Origin of the sequence: Pseudolactococcus plantarum, from assembly GCF_002441715.1 — a bacterium.
Classification (GTDB): Bacteria; Bacillota; Bacilli; order Lactobacillales; family Streptococcaceae; genus Pseudolactococcus; species Pseudolactococcus plantarum.
The window spans coordinates 178445-194004 of sequence record NZ_JXJX01000002.1 but is presented as its reverse complement, the minus strand read 5'-3'; the positions used below and the strand labels follow the sequence as shown (position 1 = coordinate 194004).

Sequence of the window (15560 nt, the reverse complement as noted above, 5' to 3'; positions counted from 1 at the left end):
TAACACCGTTAAGGAGGAATGATGGATTATAATAAAGTAGCGGAATACTTTATCACAGCTGTTTTTAAAAGAGGAAAAGCAGAGATGATGAGTCGCTTTAATATTCACTCTCAGGGAGAAACCTTGGTCTTAGGGTACCTTGCTAAGAGAGCAGGTACGCAAATCCTACCGAGCGAGATTGCTAAATTCACACGTACAAGTACTGCAAGGATTACAACTATCTTAAATAATCTCGAGAACAAGCAATTAGTGACGCGTGAGATGTCAAAAACAGATCGTCGGAAAATTCTAGTTGCGATTACGGACAAAGGACAATCTGAAGCAGATGCTATCAGAGCAGAAGCTTGTGATTATTTGGCGCGCATCTTTGAGGAGATGGGTGAGGAGAGAACGGAAAGTTTTATTGAAAATTTCAACCTATTTTTAGAAATTGGTATTAGATTTTCACAAGAAGATAATGAGAAAGCAGAGGGGAAAGATGCCTGAAGTATTCGAAAAAGACTATCATGTTGATATACATGGGAAGCATTATAGCAGGATAGGGATGTTTCTGTTGATATTAGTTGGGACATTTGGGGCCATGTTGATGCAAACATCTCTTGGGACTGCGATTCCCACATTGATGAAAGATTTTAATATTTCCATGTCCACAGCCCAACAGGCAACGACTTGGTTTTTACTAGCAAATGGGATTATGGTGCCAATATCAGCGTATTTGGCAACAAAATTTCCTACACGATGGCTCTATGTTACGGCATATGCAATCTTACTAATAGGGATGTTCGTTGCTTATTCGGCACCAACCTCAAGTTGGTGGGTCTTCTTAGCAGGACGGATTTTGCAAGCCATCGCCGTTGGGATTACGATGCCACTCATGCAAGTTGCCTTAGTGAATATGTTTCCTGCTAAACAAATGGGAGCTATCATGGGCGTTGCAGGGATCGTTATCGTATTAGCACCAGCTTTAGGTCCTACATTTGCCGGTTGGCTCATTACGCATAAATTTAATCTTATCTTTTGGGCATTTGATGCGAGCTGGAGAACGATTTTTCTCATTCCGATGATAGTTGTTGGGATAGTCTTCTTAATTTCCATTTTTATGATGCGTGATGTGGTGCCAAATCGGCCAATGAAACTCGATTTTCTTTCAGTTTTACTCTCAGTACTAGGATTTGGGATTTTCCTTTGGGGATTCACTAATGTCGCAACTGATGGATGGGGGAAACTAAATACAGTTATTGCACCTATCGTTGGTGGCCTGATTATCATTTTATTGTTTGGGCTCCGTCAACTCAAAATGGCTGATCCATTCTTGGATATTCGTGTATTTAAGATCAAACAGTTTACATTAGTGACACTTGCACTTGCTTTAAGTACGATGGCTATGATGGGTGTAGAGATGATGTTGCCGCTATATCTTCAAGCCGTTCATGGACTTTCTGCCTTTAATTCTGGCCTTGTTCTCTTACCTGGTTCTTTAATGATGGCTGTTGTTGCCCCACTCGCTGGTGGTGTTTATGATCGTATTGGCGCAAAACGCTTAGCGATTGTTGGTTTCTTAGTATTGGCTTTGGGGACTGTCCCGTTTATGTTTTTCACGGTTTCAACGCCTGATCATTTTGTGACACTACTTTATGGTCTACGTATGATAGGCGTTGGGATGGTCATGATGCCACTGACAACTAGTGCCATGAATTCAGTACCGGTACATGAGGTTGCTCAAGCCACAGCATCAAGTAATACAGCACGTCAAGTTGCATCGTCTGTTGTCGTAGCCCTCCTGTCTTCAGTTGCGCAAAATGTGATTACAAATCATTTACCAGCGACATCGTTAAAACAGACTAATCCGCTACAGTATGCAGATAAAACAATCTCTGCTATGTTACAAGGCTACCATGCCTCATTTGCAATTGGATTTGTATTTGCTGTAATTGGTGTCGGTGTTGCCTTCTGCTTAAGTCGAGGGAAACTGCTTGCCGGTGTACCGGCTACAGCACCTGTTAAAGTGAAAACAGTGAAGGGAGAAGCAAACTAATGTTAATTATATTATTAGTCATCATATTCATGATCGGTACCTTCTTTGGGTTCATGTTCATACAAAATAGACTAGCACGTTGGTTAGTTGGTGGGGTATGTTTTCTATTATTAGCAGGTTCAGTAGCTATGCTGACCCTACACATCAAAGATAATTGGGGCATGAAAAAAGTTAATACAGCCACTTCTCGCCGTATTTATACTGCTGGAGAAAAATCAGCACCATATGGTGTGTTAATCAAAGCTGAAATCGGTAAAGATACAAATAACTATGTCTTTGTCTATCGTCATGATAAAACATCGGACAAACCAGAAGCTAATTTTAAACCTGATGAAAAAAATATCGTTGAGGCAATCAAAAAAACAGCAACATATGAATTAGTAGATGAAAATAAAGCAATGGTGACAACCTATACAACTAGACGCGTTTGGGCATCTAATTTTTATAAATTACTATTTAGTGTTGGTGGTGAACAAAATGAATTGGTGAGAGAACATTCAGTTGTCTCTGTACCTAAAAATACATGGCTTGTCTTAACACAAGACCAAGCCCAAAAATTAAAGCAAGAAGCACCAGCAATGCAAAAACAAATGACTGAAGCGCTTAAAGCTAATCCACAAAAAGCAGCAGAGCTTACTGGACTTCAAACATCAAATCCAGCTGCATATGCAGCCCTACAAGTGAAACAAATGAAACAGCTACTTGGGATTACCGAGTAATCTATTAGGGGTGTACAAGAAATATATGACTGTCGATAATTAACTTTTAAGGTTAATATTTGATGGTCATTTTTTTTATTGTTGATGTGTGTTTAACTAGCAACTATGAGTGTCTGGATATAGTGCTGTTATCCTATTTATCTATACTTGACCGCACATGATAACCCTAACTGCAAAGAGAGGTAAAAATGACTATCTTTACGCGTATAAAATCAGGATAACTTTGGACATAATTGGTAGTCATAGTAGAGCTCATCATATTGCTTGATATGAGCATTGGGACATCTTGTACGATTTTTGACCCTATATTTGGAAAACATGGCTTAGAAAATTTATGATATAATATGTACGTTAAAGTAACAGTTTTGGTCTCATTTAGAGATCTTTTCAACTTACTCGACTATCTTGAAAATAGGAGAAAACAATTTGAAACAAGGTGAATTAAAACGTCCTGAAGTGTTGGCGCCAGCAGGGACTTTAGAAAAATTAAAAGTAGCGATCAGCTATGGCGCAGATGCAGTGTATATTGGTGGAGATGCTTACGGTCTACGTTCTAGAGCTGGAAATTTTAGCTTTGATGAGATGCGCGAAGGGATTGCCTTCGCAAAACGACATGGTGCAAAAGTCTACGTGGCAGCCAATATGGTGACACATGAAGGAAATGAGGCTGGAGCTGGTGAGTGGTTTCGGACTTTAAGAGACATTGGTATCGCTGCAGTGATTGTTAGCGATCCAGCTTTAATTGCGATAGCTGCTAGTGAAGCACCAGGCTTACCGATTCATTTGTCTACGCAAGCCAGTGCAACCAACTATGAAACATTAGAGTTTTGGAAAAAACTCGGCCTAGAACGGGTCGTTTTGGCGAGAGAAGTGTCGATGGCAGAGTTGGCGGAGATCAGAAAACATACTGATGTTGAGATTGAAGCCTTTGTACATGGTGCGATGTGTATCTCATATTCTGGTCGCTGTGTCTTATCTAACTATATGAGTAAACGAGATGCCAACCGTGGCGGTTGCTCTCAATCCTGTCGATGGAAATATGATCTTTACGATATGCCTTATGGTGCTGAACGTCGCTCTGTTCAAGGAGAAATTCCTGAGGATTTTTCAATGAGTGCTGTTGATATGAGCATGATCGAACATGTACCAGATTTAATCGAAAATGGTGTTGATTCTTTTAAAATAGAAGGTAGAATGAAGTCAATTCACTATGTGTCTACTGTAAGCAACGTCTACAAGAGAGCCGTTGATGCCTATCTTGAAAGCCCAGAAGCATTTGAGGCTATCAAACCAGCACTAGTAGATGAGTTATGGAAAGTAGCCCAACGTGAACTAGCCACAGGTTTTTATTATCAAACACCTAGTGAAAATGAGCAATTATTTGGTGCACGTCGAAAAATTCCACAATATAAGTTTGTGGGTGAGGTTGTTAGTTTTGATGAAGCAACGATGACTGCGACGGTTCGACAAAGAAATGTGATCACGACTGGTGATGAGATTGAATTTTATGGACCCGGATTCCGTCATTTTACAGCAATCGTAGAGAATCTCTGTAACGAAGAAGGTGAGCGTATTGATCGTGCACCAAATCCGATGGAACTACTCACGATGACCGTTCCTGAACGTGTTGAACCAGGAGATATGATCCGTAAAAATGGCTCAGGTTTGATTAACTTGTATGAGGAAAATGGTGTGGCAAAAACTGTCCGAGCATAGTAGAGGTGTCGGATATTGAGAAAAACCGTATGAGATAGCTATTGCAAAATGCCGATCATGCGGTTTTATCTTGTAATGATATCAAGTATGTTGGTATGACTACTTGATTATAAGAAGATTGGCCGGTTAGGGTCACTTATGTTATACTTTATGAAGTAAGTTTAAACAGAATGCTAAGCATGACACGGTTGATCAACCAATCAGCCAATAAGACAAGAAAGTATAGGACAATGATTAATTTTATTTTACATATAGACGATTATATTTATGCAATGGCGCAATCAGTGGGAGGATGGACTTATCTCTTGCTGTTTTTGGTGATATTTATAGAGACAGCCGCTATCATTATGCCATTTCTACCAGGAGATAGCTTATTATTTGCAGCGGGTGCTATGGCAGCAAATCCTAAGATGGGCTTTAGTGTGGGTCTGTTTTTGGTGCTCTTCTTTTTAGCGGCTTTCCTAGGCGATACCTGTAATTTTTTAATCGGTCATACGATTGGTCATAAATTAGTCACAAATCGACATTTCGGCAAACTTATCAAGAAAAAACATCTTGATGATGCTGAAAAATACTTTGAAAAAAATGGGTCACTTGCGATTATATTGGGTAGATATATGCCGATTATTAGAACGTTTGTTCCTTTTGTCGCAGGAATTAGTCAATTTCCACTACAAGAGTTTGTGAAACGTGCCTTCATAGCCGCTTTATCATGGTCTTTGATTGCAACAGGTTCCGGTTATCTCTTCGGTAATATTCCATTTGTAAAAGAACATTTTTCTGCTATCATTTTAGGCATTATCGTCATAACGTTACTACCTAGTGTCATTGGGTTTCTAAAATCTATCAAAAAAGAAAGCCCTAAGGTCAATTAGTACTATGCGCTTACACAAAATCGTATAAAGGATAGCTTATGCAGACAAATAATATTTCAAAAGGTAAATTATCAGGTCAGAAAATTGGTGTTTACTTTGGTACATTTGCGCCACTTCATACGGGACATCAGCAACAAATCTATAAAACTTCTGCACTAAATGAAGGTGTTTTACTAGTTGTCTCGGGTTATGAGGGGGATCGAGGATCCAAAGTAGGGCTACATCTGGATAAAAGATTTCGCTATCTACGCGAAGCATTTAACGATGAAGCAGAGATTAAAGTTGTCAAACTGGATGAGACTGGCATGCCTGAGATGCCGCATGGCTGGGATGAATGGGCGAATCAATTATTTAATTTGATTCAAGTTAATACAGAATCAGAGACCATAGCAGTTACGTTTTATGTTGGAGAAGTTGAATACGCGACAGAGCTTGAAAAACGGTTTCCAACAGATGATGGCAATAGTTATCACGTTGAGATTGCGGATCGACAAGATATTAAAATCTCGGCTACGATGATACGTGAACATCCTCAAACGTATTGGCAAGACATTAACCGAGTCTTTCGACGTCAATTTTCAAAAGTTGTGACGATTATGGGGTCAGCTTCCACCGGTAAAACAACACTGGTGAGACGACTTGCAAGATCTATCAACGCGCCTTTTTCAGAAGAATATGCTAGAAGTTATGAAGAATATTCAAATATTAACGATGATGAGCTTGAGATGGCAGACTATGCACGCTTGATAACCGGACAGTATGATGTTAATTCTAAAGAAATTAATTCGCCTGCCAATCAAGGCATCGTCTTTCTTGATACAGATGCGATAGTGACACGTGTCTATGCAAAACTCTATTTGGGAAAAGCTGAACAAGAGCAGTTAGAGCCATTGTTTCAAAAGACGATTCGTGATGAACAGATGGATCTGATTTTAGTTATTCCACCCATTACGCAGTATATCGATGATGGCTTTAGAAATATGGCGTGGGAATCTTCAAGACAGCTATTTCATGAAGAGTTGATGCGTCAACTAGCCGAATTTAACTTAATGGATAAGGTTGTCTTACTTGATGATGAGGGAGATGCGCGTGATAAAAAAGGGTATCTCAGCAGATATCACCACGCTATCGATGCAGTTAAACAAAAAACTGGGGTCGAAATAAAACGCCTAGACTATTAAGGCTAGGCGTTTAGTTCATCGATAGGTGTTGTATGCGCATGCTCCGGTACAAAACTTACTTGTTGGATTTTTGTAAGGAGTATAATACGAATCTGATGTGATGTCACATCTTTGACAACAACTTGACGTTCTGTGATACTAATGATCGTAGCAATAAAACTTGCGATACCACCAGTTTTATGTTTAAAGGTGATATTGATCGCATGATTAAAGGCAAGTGCAAGCTCTAGATTAGCGAGAATATCTGTATTTAGGGGTTGCTTTGTATGTGTATGTGCTTTCGAAAAAAAATGACGTATAAAAGTTAAGATTTTTTTCATAAAAAAATTATAACATATATTATGATAAAATGCAGTTTAATGCGTAAGAATAGTGATAAGACAAAGCAGTATGAATGGAGTGAGAGCGATATGAGTGAATTTAAGTTTGAAATTGAAGAGCATTTGATAGTCCTTTCTGAGAATGAGAAGGGCTGGAAAAAAGAACTAACACGTGTATCTTGGAACGGTGCACCAGCAAAATTTGATATCCGCCAGTGGTCACCCGATTATAGTAAAATGGGAAAAGGGGTCACGCTAACTAATGAAGAGTTTCAAAAACTAGTTGAAGAGTTAAAAAAATAACTGTAGTACATTAAAAAAATAACTGTAGTACATTAAAAAAAGAGATTAGCTTAATAGCTGCTCTCTTTTTTATAATGTAAAGACGATGACTACCATACATATATAAAGGATTAGCGTAATAAAAAACGTTAATCGCCAAAATAAATGTACAAATTGTTTAGCCGAAAAATAACGATAATAAAATAAATCTAATAATAATAAGATGAAGGCTAAGACAGAAACTAACAATGAGAAGTAGGGGATGATACTGATATGTGCTAGTTTTCGAGAAAAATAATGTAAGCCAAATATTAGAAAAAATGTCATGACATCAGGGATGTTAATGCTCGAAAAAGTTCTAATTCTAAAGAACTTAAATAATAATGGCATGAGTATCAATAAGATAATCGGATATAAGACAAGGCAGATAAGAGTTAACATAAGACTATTTTAGCCTTTTTGATAAAAAATTACAACTTTATCCCCTAATGCTGATCACCATAGTAAAACCAAAACATTATTTGTACGACTCTACTTTAAAATAACTATTCTGTTTTAAGGCGCGGCGGATATAGAAACCGATGATGGCAGCTAATATTGCCTTAACTAGCCCAGGAATAATGAATGGTAAACAACCAGCTTTAAATCCAGCTTGAAGCGAGAGACCACCAGCAATAGATAGCCATACAGTTCCCATCGCCAGACACCAAATCGTACCGATAATATTTGCTAGGATAAATAAGGTAATTTTTCCACTTGTGCTTTTGATTACTGGCGCAAGTTTACAAAGTTGTGCAACCTGTTGTGCTTGAATTAAAAAGCCGATCAAAAATCCACCAGTTGGCCCAAGGATCACACCAAATCCAGCTGCACCCCCAGCAAAAACAGGTAGCCCAATAGCACCAAGCACTAGGTAGACTAATATAGAAAATAAGCTGTCTACTGGTTTTAGGACAGTGGCAATAATGCCTACTGAAAGTGTTTGTAAGGTCAGAGGCACGAGCGGCAGTGGAATAGTGAGCTGACTAGAAATAGCCATAAATGCAGCAGCTATAGCGATTATTGCTATACGTTGAACTTTATTGGTGGTCATATGTATGTGATGCCTTATCATTAGCTCATACGATAAGATTAGGATACTTAACTCGTATGATAATCCTTTGTAATCACTAGTTTAAAGACATAATCCTTTCTGAATGTAAACTAAAAATACTTTATAAGTGTACAATAAAAAGCGGTATTATGCAAGAATACAAAAAACGATCACTAAAATCGTTTAATCAAGCAGCTAATCCTCGCAAATATCTGCGAAAGTAGCGTGTACAAAAGTTGCAAGCTCTTGAGGATTAATGTGAATGCTTCGCCCAACCTCACCAGCAGAGACAATCATCAAAGGGGCTTCCAATGCGACTTTGTCAATAAAAATCGGGAACTGATGTTTTTGATGAATACCGACAGGGTTATTTGCACCGTGTACATAACCTGTTGTTTTTTGTAAGTCTTTTTGGGGGATCATGCTGACTTTCTTATATCCAGCAGCTTTAGCTAATTTTTTTTCAGATAAGTGGCTAGTCAGTGGGACAATACCAATGATACATTGCGTGCCGCTGGTTAGCGCTAATGTCTTATAGATATCTTCTTTTTGGATATCCTCTGGGAGGTCATTTTTTAGTGCGTTTAGTGCTAGAGACTCATGCGCAATACCAGCTTTATCTAAAATTTGATCAACTAATGTTTTTTTTAGTTTCTTTTGTTTCATTTATATTTTTCCTCTAGTTTACTCATCCATAATCCTAACATCAAGCCAAGTATTGTAAAGATGACTGTGAATAGTAAAGTTATCAAGTTACTACCTGAATAGTTAATACTCTCAGTACTCTTTGCATTTGGCACTAAGATCAAAATAGTAGACGCACAGACGATACCGATAATAAAATGGAAAACACGAGAATGATACTGTTTGAGTAGATATTCCATACCCTTGGCAAAGAAAAACATTGCTAAAGCACCACCGATAGCGATTGGTAAAAAGACGCTGAGTAATTTGAAATTTTTAAAGCCTGTTAGCATTGGGGAATATAGTCCCAAAATCAGTAATAAATTTGAGGGTGACAAACCAGGTACCAATACACCAAGTGCGATCAAAGCACCAGCAAGTATAAAGGTCACAAAGTTAGCAGGTAGTGTCCCAAACAAGTAAGGTAATGTATATAAAACGAGTAAACTGATTAAAAATGTCCCAATCAACCAAGACCAATCACCCTTGTCACGTTTAGTTTCTTTCTCAGATTCTTGCCATAGCGCAGGTAGTGTTCCCACAATAGCCCCGGAAAATCCCCAAAGGACGATGACTTGGTAATGCACAAGTAGAAATTCTAAAGGTCTTGATAATATACCAATCCCTAGTATACCGCCAATCCCAACTGGCAGGAAATAGAAGAAATTTTCTTTGAAATTTTCACGAATATGTGCAAGAAATGAGAGCATTCTGCTATATATACCTAATATAGCAGCCAGTACACCACCTGATACACCGGGGAGGATGAAACCTAGTGCAATAATAACACCTTTGATTAATCTAATTAGCCATGACATCTATTTTGAACCACCTTTTTTAAAATTGTACATATTATGCTATTATACCAAATAAATCGGAGATAACAAAAAGCGTGCTGTTGCACGCTGTTTTTTATCTACTTAAAATTTGAATAGTTTGGGTGCAACTTTGTTGATAACAAGTAAAACGATGATCGCTGTGATGGCGGTTAACACACAACTGACCCCGTTGATCACGAGTGAGTAGCTAACTGCCCCCCAACCTTTCCAGGCATAATCGCTCCAAAAAATGACGCCTGCTACAAAATGCCAAAAATATTTAGCGACAGCACCGATAATGACGGCAAAAACAATATATCTCGATTGTCCTGTTTGCTTAAATTTATTTGCAACAAGTCCGGCAAATCCAGCAAATGAAAAAGCAAGTACATATTCGATGATGACTTGTGGGACACTTAAGAAATAAACTTTCCCAAGCACAAAATGCAGTAATCCCCATATTAAGCCAGTGATGATCCCGATACCAGTGTCATGTCGAAGTGAAATTAAGACAATTAAAAGCGTACCAAGACTAATTTCAAACCAGCCGACTGTGAGTGGAATCAGCGACATAGCCATAGCTAGGGCGGCAATGATAGCCATTTCGGTTAGGACCCGAATGTTAAAGACAGTGTGTTGTGACATAAAAAAATCTCCTTATATTTTCACAAGGAGGGGTTCATCAGAAGCGACATGGTCGTTAATACCAAATCGACACATCCCTACGGCGGTATTAACCGCATCAGGTTCTGAGGGTAAATCTCAACCGCAGTGCGGTACCCCTTGTGTTTGTATTTTTTACATCATTAGTTTATCATGATAGATATATAAATGCAAGCGCGTAGACTAGAAAGTGTGTAGATGATGAGAATTGGGATTATTGGCTTAGGACATGTTGGCTCGACTTTGGCGTATACACTGTGTTTACAAGCGCTGGCTACAGAATTAGTCTTGATTGACAAAAATGAAGCAAAAGTAGACGCAGAGGTTCTAGAATTATCTGATGTTTTGTGTAATCTTGCGCACGAGATTAAGTTGATAAAAAATGATTATAGCGAACTTGAAACAGCTGAAATCGTTGTATTTTGTGCGGGTGATATTACTGTGTTAGAAACAGCGACTGACAGACTTGCTGAATTGCGCGTGACAGCTGAGATCGTTCGAGATGTTGCGCCCAGATTAAAACGTTCAGGGTTTTCAGGATTAATCCTATCAGTGACAAATCCGTGTGATGTTATCGCTTTATATTTGGCTAATTTAACTGGATTTGATAAGCAAAAGGTAATTGGTAGTGGGACGTTGATTGATACAAATCGCTTAAAAAATAGAGCTGGAAAAACAGATGTATTAGTAATTGGCGAACATGGTGAGAGTCAAGTTGCGCTTCATGTCTCTGAAACTATCGGTAAACTCGCAGCCAAAACAGGCTGGGAAATATATGCAGTCAAACATCATACTGCTTTTGGGATTGCGTCAAGTGTCGCCAAAATCATCACTGTCTTGGTTAAAGGAGAACAAACAATACTACCTGTTTCGACTTATGATCAAGTACAAGGGTGTTATTATAGTACGTTGACAGAACTCTCGTTGCCTAAAGGCGTAGTGAAGCGTGTGATACCAACGCTTACAAGTCAAGAAGCAGAACGTTTGCAACAAAGTATCGATACAATCAAGCAAAATTATCAGCAGATTTGATATAGAAAAAATGAAAGTCTGTTATAAAATTTCGATAATACGCGAACTGCTCACTTAATGATATACTATTGCTAGTCAAAAAATTATTAGGAATTTATGGAGGAAGTATTGATGAAAAAATGGACTAAGGTAGCAACAGGTTTAGTTGCGCTACTTTCAGTAGTGACACTTGCGGCATGTGGTGCTAAAAAAGACGATACAAAAAAAGATGGTGTAAAAACTTATGTCGTCGGTGTCGCAAGTGACCAACAAAAAGAAATTTGGACAAAAGTTGGCAAAAGCTTAGCAAAAGATAATATTAAAATTGATGTGAAATTATTTAGTGGTTATACTGAAGAAAATCCTGCGCTTGCTGATGGCTCACTTGATTTAAACAGTTTCCAACACGTTGCGTACTTAAACAACTACAACAAAGAAAATAAAAAAGATTTAACGTATGTTGGCTACACAATCATCTCACCATTCGGTCTTTACTCTGATAAAATTAAAAATCCAAAAGAGTTGAAAGATGGTGATGTTGTTGCCATTCCTAACGATCCTACAAATGGTGGTCGTGCGCTACAAGCGCTTCAAGCTCTTGGTGTGCTCAAACTTAAATCTGATGCACCAGATTCTCCAGAAGTAAAAGACATCGCGTCATACAGTACTAAAATTAAGATAAAAGAAATTCAAGCTGACCAATTAGTAGCAGCATTACCAGATGTTACGGCTGCTTTTATCAACACAAACTACGTAACAGACCAATTACATACAACACCTAAAAAATCTGCGATTTATATCGATACTGATCATCTAGATAAAGTAAGTGATCTATACAAAAATATCATTGCTGTTCGTAAAGAAGACAAAAATAAAGCTGACTTCAAAAAAATCGTTAAAGCTTACCAAACACCAGAAATTGCTGAAATCATTAAATCAACGAATGACTACCCAGCATGGGATACAAGCAAATAATAAGCATGATTGTTGCGATGACGATTTGTAGTAAAAGATAGCACAGTCAACTGAAGCTTAGACTAAAGATAAACCTAGCGAGCTGTTCGCTAGGTTTTCTTGTATACGAGGTTAGTACAGCGTTTTTAGATAAAAAAGCGAACGTCTAGGGGATCCCTGTCTGTGTTACGCCACAAACAATACTGACTGTTTTGATTGATAATCTTGTTCAAAAACGTTATTTAATCTTTTGCCAAAAATAGCTTTAATTCAAGGAATGACAAACGTGCCATCCGAATACTTACCTATTAATGACACTAATTGCTAAAAAATAGAACCATAAAATCAAACGAAACTATCGAAAAAAATTGATATAAAAAAACAGCAATGCTGTTATAAAATTTTAATAATACCCGACCATATTACTGGATGATATACTATTGCTAGTCAAAAAAATATTAGGTATTTATGGAGGAAGTATGAATGAAAAAATGGACTAAGGTAACAACAGGAATCGTTGCACTACTCTCAGTAGTCACACTTGCAGCATGTGGGGCTAAAAAGTCTGGTGCCGATAAAGATGGTGTGAGAACTTATGTCGTCGGTGTGGCAAGTGATCAACAAAAAGAGATTTGGACACAATTAGGTAAGGACTTAAAAAAAGATAATATTAAAATTGATGTGAAATTATTTAGTGGGTATACTGAAGAAAATCCAGCACTTGCGGATGGCTCACTTGATTTAAATAGTTTCCAACACAATGCGTGGTTAAACAATTATAATCGTGATAATAAAAAAGATTTGACGCCTATCGGATACACCATCATCTCACCATTTGGTCTTTACTCTGATAAGATCAAAAATCCAAAAGACTTGAAAGATGGAGATGTTGTTGGTATTCCTGATGATCCAGCAAATGGCGGTCGTTCTTTACAAGCACTTGATGCACTTCATGTGATCAAACTGAAAGATAATGCGCCTGATTCGCCATCAGTCAAAGATATTGTGTCTTATAACACGAAAATCAAGATCAAACCAATTCAAGCTGACCAACTTGTGGCAGCATTACCAGATTTAACTGCTGCTTTTATCAACACAAACTTTGTAACTGACCAACTACATACGACACCTAAAAAATCAGCACTCTACATTGATACTGATCACATGGATAAAGTGAACGAAATCTATAAAAATGTGATTGTTGTCCGTAAAGAAGACAAAGATAAAGCAGACTTCAAAAAAATTGTTAAAGCTTACCAAACACCAGAAATCGCAGAAATCATCAAAAAAACGAATGACTTTCCAGCATGGGATACAAGTAAATAGTAGTCACGATAGTTCCGGTTACTATTCGTACCAAAAGCTTGAGTTGTCAACTCAAGCTTTTGTCAGCTAGATATGGTGCTAAACGATTAACAGATTATCTTAGAAAATGGTAGAATAATAATATGATAAATTTAAAGGATATTAGTGTGACATTCACACAGAAAAAAAGTGACGTAACTGCTGTTGATCATGTATCGCTCCAAATAGATAAAGGAGATATCTATGGGATTGTTGGTTACTCAGGTGCTGGGAAATCAACACTTGTACGCGTGATTAATTTATTACAAAAACCAACACAAGGTCAAGTCATCGTTGAAGGCAAAGATATGGTGACTTTATCAGCTCGTGCTTTACGTGAAGAACGTAAAAAAATAGGGATGATTTTTCAACACTTTAATCTCATGACGTCTAGAACAATTGCTGATAATGTTGCTTTTCCGCTAAAAGGATCAGGCTTATCTAAAGCCGACATTACTGCTAAGGTGGAAAAATTACTAGCATTGGTTGGTATTTTAGATAAAAAAGCAGCTTATCCTGGGCAGTTATCTGGTGGACAAAAACAACGGGTTGCGATCGCACGAGCGCTTGCTAATGATCCTAAGATATTGTTATGTGATGAAGCAACTTCAGCACTTGATCCAAAAACAACGTTGTCTATTTTAGAGTTGCTCCAAGAAGTGAATCAAAAATTAGGCATTACTATTGTAATCATTACCCATGAAATGCAAGTCGTTAAGGAAATTTGTAATAAGGTTGCGGTGATGGAAAATGGGCGTGTGATTGAACATGGCGATGTGATCAGTATCTTTGATCAACCAAAAGCGCCGTTAACACAAGATTTCATCCGAACTGCGACACATGTGGAGCAAGCTGAGAAGAAATTATTAGCGCATACTGATAAACCACTCTACGTCCTAAAATTTCCAAATGCAACAGGTGCTGTCATTATTGATTTATTCAAAAAATTTGCTGTGACTGCGGATATTTTATATGGTAATATCGAATTCCTACAAGAGGTGCCAATTGGTACGCTAATTGTCACGCTGGAAAGTGATAATGGCGGTGTCTTAGATCTTGATGCAATTTCAGATTATCTAGCACAACGTCAAGTGAGGATTTCTGAAATCGAGAGAACAACTGAAAAAGAGGTGATCGCATGACAAACTTAATCAATCAGTGGTTTCCAAATGCGTCACAACTTTGGCCAGATTTCTGGCAAGCGTCGCTTGAAACACTACAAATGACAGTCATCACTGGTATTATTGCTGGTATTATCGGGTTGATTATCGGTATTTTGCTACTTATCACTGGTGAGAAAGGACTGAAGCCAAATAAATTGATCTATATTATTTTAGATAAAATCGTTGATATTGGCCGGTCTATTCCTTTTATTATTTTACTTGCTGTACTCGTACCGTTTACTCGCTTGATTGTTGGGACTTCTGTTGGTACGGCGGCGGTTACAGTGCCACTCGTTTTAGGGACAATTCCATTTTTTGCTAGACAAATTCAAAATGCTTTACTGGAAGTTGATCCAGGTGTTGTGGAAGCAGCCCGTGCAATGGGTGTTGGAGATTTTGGTATTATTTATAGAGTTTACTTACGTGAGGGCTTGGTTTCTATCATCCGAGCTTCTAGTTTTACAGTGATTAACTTAATTGGCTTAACTGCGATGGCAGGTGCCGTTGGTGGTGGTGGCCTCGGGGCTATGGCACTACAACAGGGGTATCAACGTGGTCGTGCAGATGTGACATTCTTATCTCTCGTGTTTGTGTTAGTGATTGTTTTTATCAGCCAAGTTGTGGGAAATCTATTTGTTAAAGCTGCATCAAAAGGGCGCTAAACACTTATCATTTTAGTGATCGTTTTAAGATTAGAAAGTC

General features: G+C 38.0%; 18 protein-coding genes and 1 riboswitch. Of the genes, 12 read left to right on the top strand and 6 right to left on the bottom strand.

Translation table 11 applies throughout. From position 1 onward, the window contains the following. Window positions 1-21: 21 nt before the first annotated feature. The 6 genes from RU87_RS01965 (at window position 22) to RU87_RS01940 (ending at window position 6526) form a co-directional block, all read left to right on the top strand. The gene (locus RU87_RS01965; protein WP_068162537.1) at window positions 22-486 is read left to right on the top strand and encodes a MarR family winged helix-turn-helix transcriptional regulator; all 465 of its coding nucleotides are present in this window, start codon (window positions 22-24) and stop codon (window positions 484-486) included. Beyond that, entirely contained in the window at window positions 479-2035 is a 1557-nt protein-coding gene (locus RU87_RS01960; protein WP_068162538.1) for an MDR family MFS transporter, read from the top strand. The genes RU87_RS01965 and RU87_RS01960 overlap by 8 nt, the downstream gene beginning before the upstream one ends. Beyond that, window positions 2035-2754 (top strand): DUF4811 domain-containing protein, encoded by a 720-nt coding sequence (locus RU87_RS01955; protein ID WP_068162542.1) that lies wholly within the window; start codon window positions 2035-2037, stop codon window positions 2752-2754. The genes RU87_RS01960 and RU87_RS01955 overlap by 1 nt, the downstream gene beginning before the upstream one ends. 426 nt (window positions 2755-3180) lie before the next feature. Beyond that, window positions 3181-4470 carry a peptidase U32 family protein gene (locus tag RU87_RS01950; protein ID WP_068162543.1) on the top strand — a complete coding sequence of 430 codons (1290 nt, stop codon included), beginning with the start codon at window positions 3181-3183 and terminating at the stop codon, window positions 4468-4470. Window positions 4471-4700: 230 nt separating this feature from the next. Continuing rightward, a complete protein-coding gene (locus tag RU87_RS01945; protein ID WP_068162546.1) occupies window positions 4701-5345 on the top strand; it encodes a VTT domain-containing protein in 645 nt (214 codons plus the stop codon). Between the two features lie 38 nt (window positions 5346-5383). Then, the gene (locus RU87_RS01940; RefSeq protein WP_068162549.1) at window positions 5384-6526 is read left to right on the top strand and encodes a nicotinamide-nucleotide adenylyltransferase; all 1143 of its coding nucleotides are present in this window, start codon (window positions 5384-5386) and stop codon (window positions 6524-6526) included. A 2-nt stretch (window positions 6527-6528) separates the two neighbouring features. Here RU87_RS01940 and RU87_RS01935 read toward each other — a convergent pair whose 3' ends face one another. Continuing rightward, entirely contained in the window at window positions 6529-6846 is a 318-nt protein-coding gene (locus tag RU87_RS01935; RefSeq protein ID WP_068162551.1) for a hypothetical protein, read from the bottom strand. Window positions 6847-6936: 90 nt separating this feature from the next. Here RU87_RS01935 and RU87_RS01930 point away from each other — a divergent pair, with 90 nt between their 5' ends. Then, the gene (locus RU87_RS01930) at window positions 6937-7149 is read left to right on the top strand and encodes a YdbC family protein (RefSeq protein ID WP_068162554.1); all 213 of its coding nucleotides are present in this window, start codon (window positions 6937-6939) and stop codon (window positions 7147-7149) included. A 69-nt stretch (window positions 7150-7218) separates the two neighbouring features. On the opposite strand, the gene RU87_RS01925 is transcribed toward RU87_RS01930, so the two are convergent. The 5 genes from RU87_RS01925 to thiT form a co-directional block, all read right to left on the bottom strand. Continuing rightward, entirely contained in the window at window positions 7219-7569 is a 351-nt protein-coding gene (locus tag RU87_RS01925) for a DUF3397 family protein (protein ID WP_082782166.1), read from the bottom strand. 76 nt (window positions 7570-7645) lie between these two features. Next, the gene (locus RU87_RS01920; protein WP_068162557.1) at window positions 7646-8221 is read right to left on the bottom strand and encodes a biotin transporter BioY; all 576 of its coding nucleotides are present in this window, start codon (window positions 8219-8221) and stop codon (window positions 7646-7648) included. A 195-nt stretch (window positions 8222-8416) separates the two neighbouring features. Next, entirely contained in the window at window positions 8417-8887 is a 471-nt protein-coding gene (locus RU87_RS01915; protein ID WP_068162559.1) for a YbaK/EbsC family protein, read from the bottom strand. Continuing rightward, window positions 8884-9723, bottom strand: a complete 840-nt coding sequence (locus tag RU87_RS01910) for a DUF368 domain-containing protein (protein WP_068162563.1) — start codon at window positions 9721-9723, stop codon at window positions 8884-8886. Before RU87_RS01910 ends, RU87_RS01915 begins: the two co-directional genes overlap by 4 nt. A gap of 102 nt (window positions 9724-9825) precedes the next feature. Continuing rightward, a complete protein-coding gene (thiT, locus tag RU87_RS01905; RefSeq protein ID WP_068162566.1) occupies window positions 9826-10368 on the bottom strand; it encodes an energy-coupled thiamine transporter ThiT in 543 nt (180 codons plus the stop codon). A gap of 57 nt (window positions 10369-10425) precedes the next feature. Then, window positions 10426-10517, bottom strand: a riboswitch (TPP riboswitch). A gap of 70 nt (window positions 10518-10587) precedes the next feature. On the opposite strand from thiT, the gene RU87_RS01900 reads away from it, so the two are divergent. The 5 genes from RU87_RS01900 to RU87_RS01880 all read left to right on the top strand — a co-directional run bounded on the left by RU87_RS01900 (window position 10588) and on the right by RU87_RS01880 (window position 15520). Beyond that, entirely contained in the window at window positions 10588-11418 is an 831-nt protein-coding gene (locus RU87_RS01900) for a lactate/malate family dehydrogenase (RefSeq protein WP_167373820.1), read from the top strand. Window positions 11419-11529: 111 nt separating this feature from the next. Next, window positions 11530-12372, top strand: a complete 843-nt coding sequence (locus RU87_RS01895) for a MetQ/NlpA family ABC transporter substrate-binding protein (RefSeq protein WP_068162572.1) — start codon at window positions 11530-11532, stop codon at window positions 12370-12372. A gap of 462 nt (window positions 12373-12834) precedes the next feature. Further along, window positions 12835-13677, top strand: coding sequence for a MetQ/NlpA family ABC transporter substrate-binding protein (locus tag RU87_RS01890; protein ID WP_068162574.1), 843 nt, complete (start codon window positions 12835-12837; stop codon window positions 13675-13677). A 122-nt stretch (window positions 13678-13799) separates the two neighbouring features. Then, the gene (locus RU87_RS01885; protein WP_068162576.1) at window positions 13800-14837 is read left to right on the top strand and encodes a methionine ABC transporter ATP-binding protein; all 1038 of its coding nucleotides are present in this window, start codon (window positions 13800-13802) and stop codon (window positions 14835-14837) included. After that, window positions 14834-15520: a methionine ABC transporter permease gene (locus tag RU87_RS01880; protein ID WP_068162579.1), complete on the top strand. Its 687-nt coding sequence runs from the start codon at window positions 14834-14836 to the stop codon at window positions 15518-15520. Before RU87_RS01885 ends, RU87_RS01880 begins: the two co-directional genes overlap by 4 nt. Window positions 15521-15560 lie beyond the last annotated feature (40 nt).

Bases quoted from the DNA above. Each gene is read 5' to 3' on its own strand.
- RU87_RS01965 (WP_068162537.1), top strand. From the start codon at position 22: ATGGATTATAATAAAGTAGCGGAATACTTTATCACAGCTGTTTTTAAA.
- RU87_RS01960 (WP_068162538.1), top strand. From the start codon at position 479: ATGCCTGAAGTATTCGAAAAAGACTATCATGTTGATATACATGGGAAG.
- RU87_RS01955 (WP_068162542.1), top strand. From the start codon at position 2,035: ATGTTAATTATATTATTAGTCATCATATTCATGATCGGTACCTTCTTT.
- RU87_RS01945 (WP_068162546.1), top strand. From the start codon at position 4,701: ATGATTAATTTTATTTTACATATAGACGATTATATTTATGCAATGGCG.
- RU87_RS01940 (WP_068162549.1), top strand. From the start codon at position 5,384: ATGCAGACAAATAATATTTCAAAAGGTAAATTATCAGGTCAGAAAATT.
- RU87_RS01935 (WP_068162551.1), bottom strand. From the start codon at position 6,846: ATGAAAAAAATCTTAACTTTTATACGTCATTTTTTTTCGAAAGCACAT.
- RU87_RS01930 (WP_068162554.1), top strand. From the start codon at position 6,937: ATGAGTGAATTTAAGTTTGAAATTGAAGAGCATTTGATAGTCCTTTCT.
- RU87_RS01925 (WP_082782166.1), bottom strand. From the start codon at position 7,569: ATGTTAACTCTTATCTGCCTTGTCTTATATCCGATTATCTTATTGATA.
- RU87_RS01920 (WP_068162557.1), bottom strand. From the start codon at position 8,221: ATGACCACCAATAAAGTTCAACGTATAGCAATAATCGCTATAGCTGCT.
- RU87_RS01915 (WP_068162559.1), bottom strand. From the start codon at position 8,887: ATGAAACAAAAGAAACTAAAAAAAACATTAGTTGATCAAATTTTAGAT.
- RU87_RS01910 (WP_068162563.1), bottom strand. From the start codon at position 9,723: ATGTCATGGCTAATTAGATTAATCAAAGGTGTTATTATTGCACTAGGT.
- thiT (WP_068162566.1), bottom strand. From the start codon at position 10,368: ATGTCACAACACACTGTCTTTAACATTCGGGTCCTAACCGAAATGGCT.
- RU87_RS01900 (WP_167373820.1), top strand. From the start codon at position 10,588: ATGAGAATTGGGATTATTGGCTTAGGACATGTTGGCTCGACTTTGGCG.
- RU87_RS01895 (WP_068162572.1), top strand. From the start codon at position 11,530: ATGAAAAAATGGACTAAGGTAGCAACAGGTTTAGTTGCGCTACTTTCA.
- RU87_RS01890 (WP_068162574.1), top strand. From the start codon at position 12,835: ATGAAAAAATGGACTAAGGTAACAACAGGAATCGTTGCACTACTCTCA.
- RU87_RS01885 (WP_068162576.1), top strand. From the start codon at position 13,800: ATGATAAATTTAAAGGATATTAGTGTGACATTCACACAGAAAAAAAGT.
- RU87_RS01880 (WP_068162579.1), top strand. From the start codon at position 14,834: ATGACAAACTTAATCAATCAGTGGTTTCCAAATGCGTCACAACTTTGG.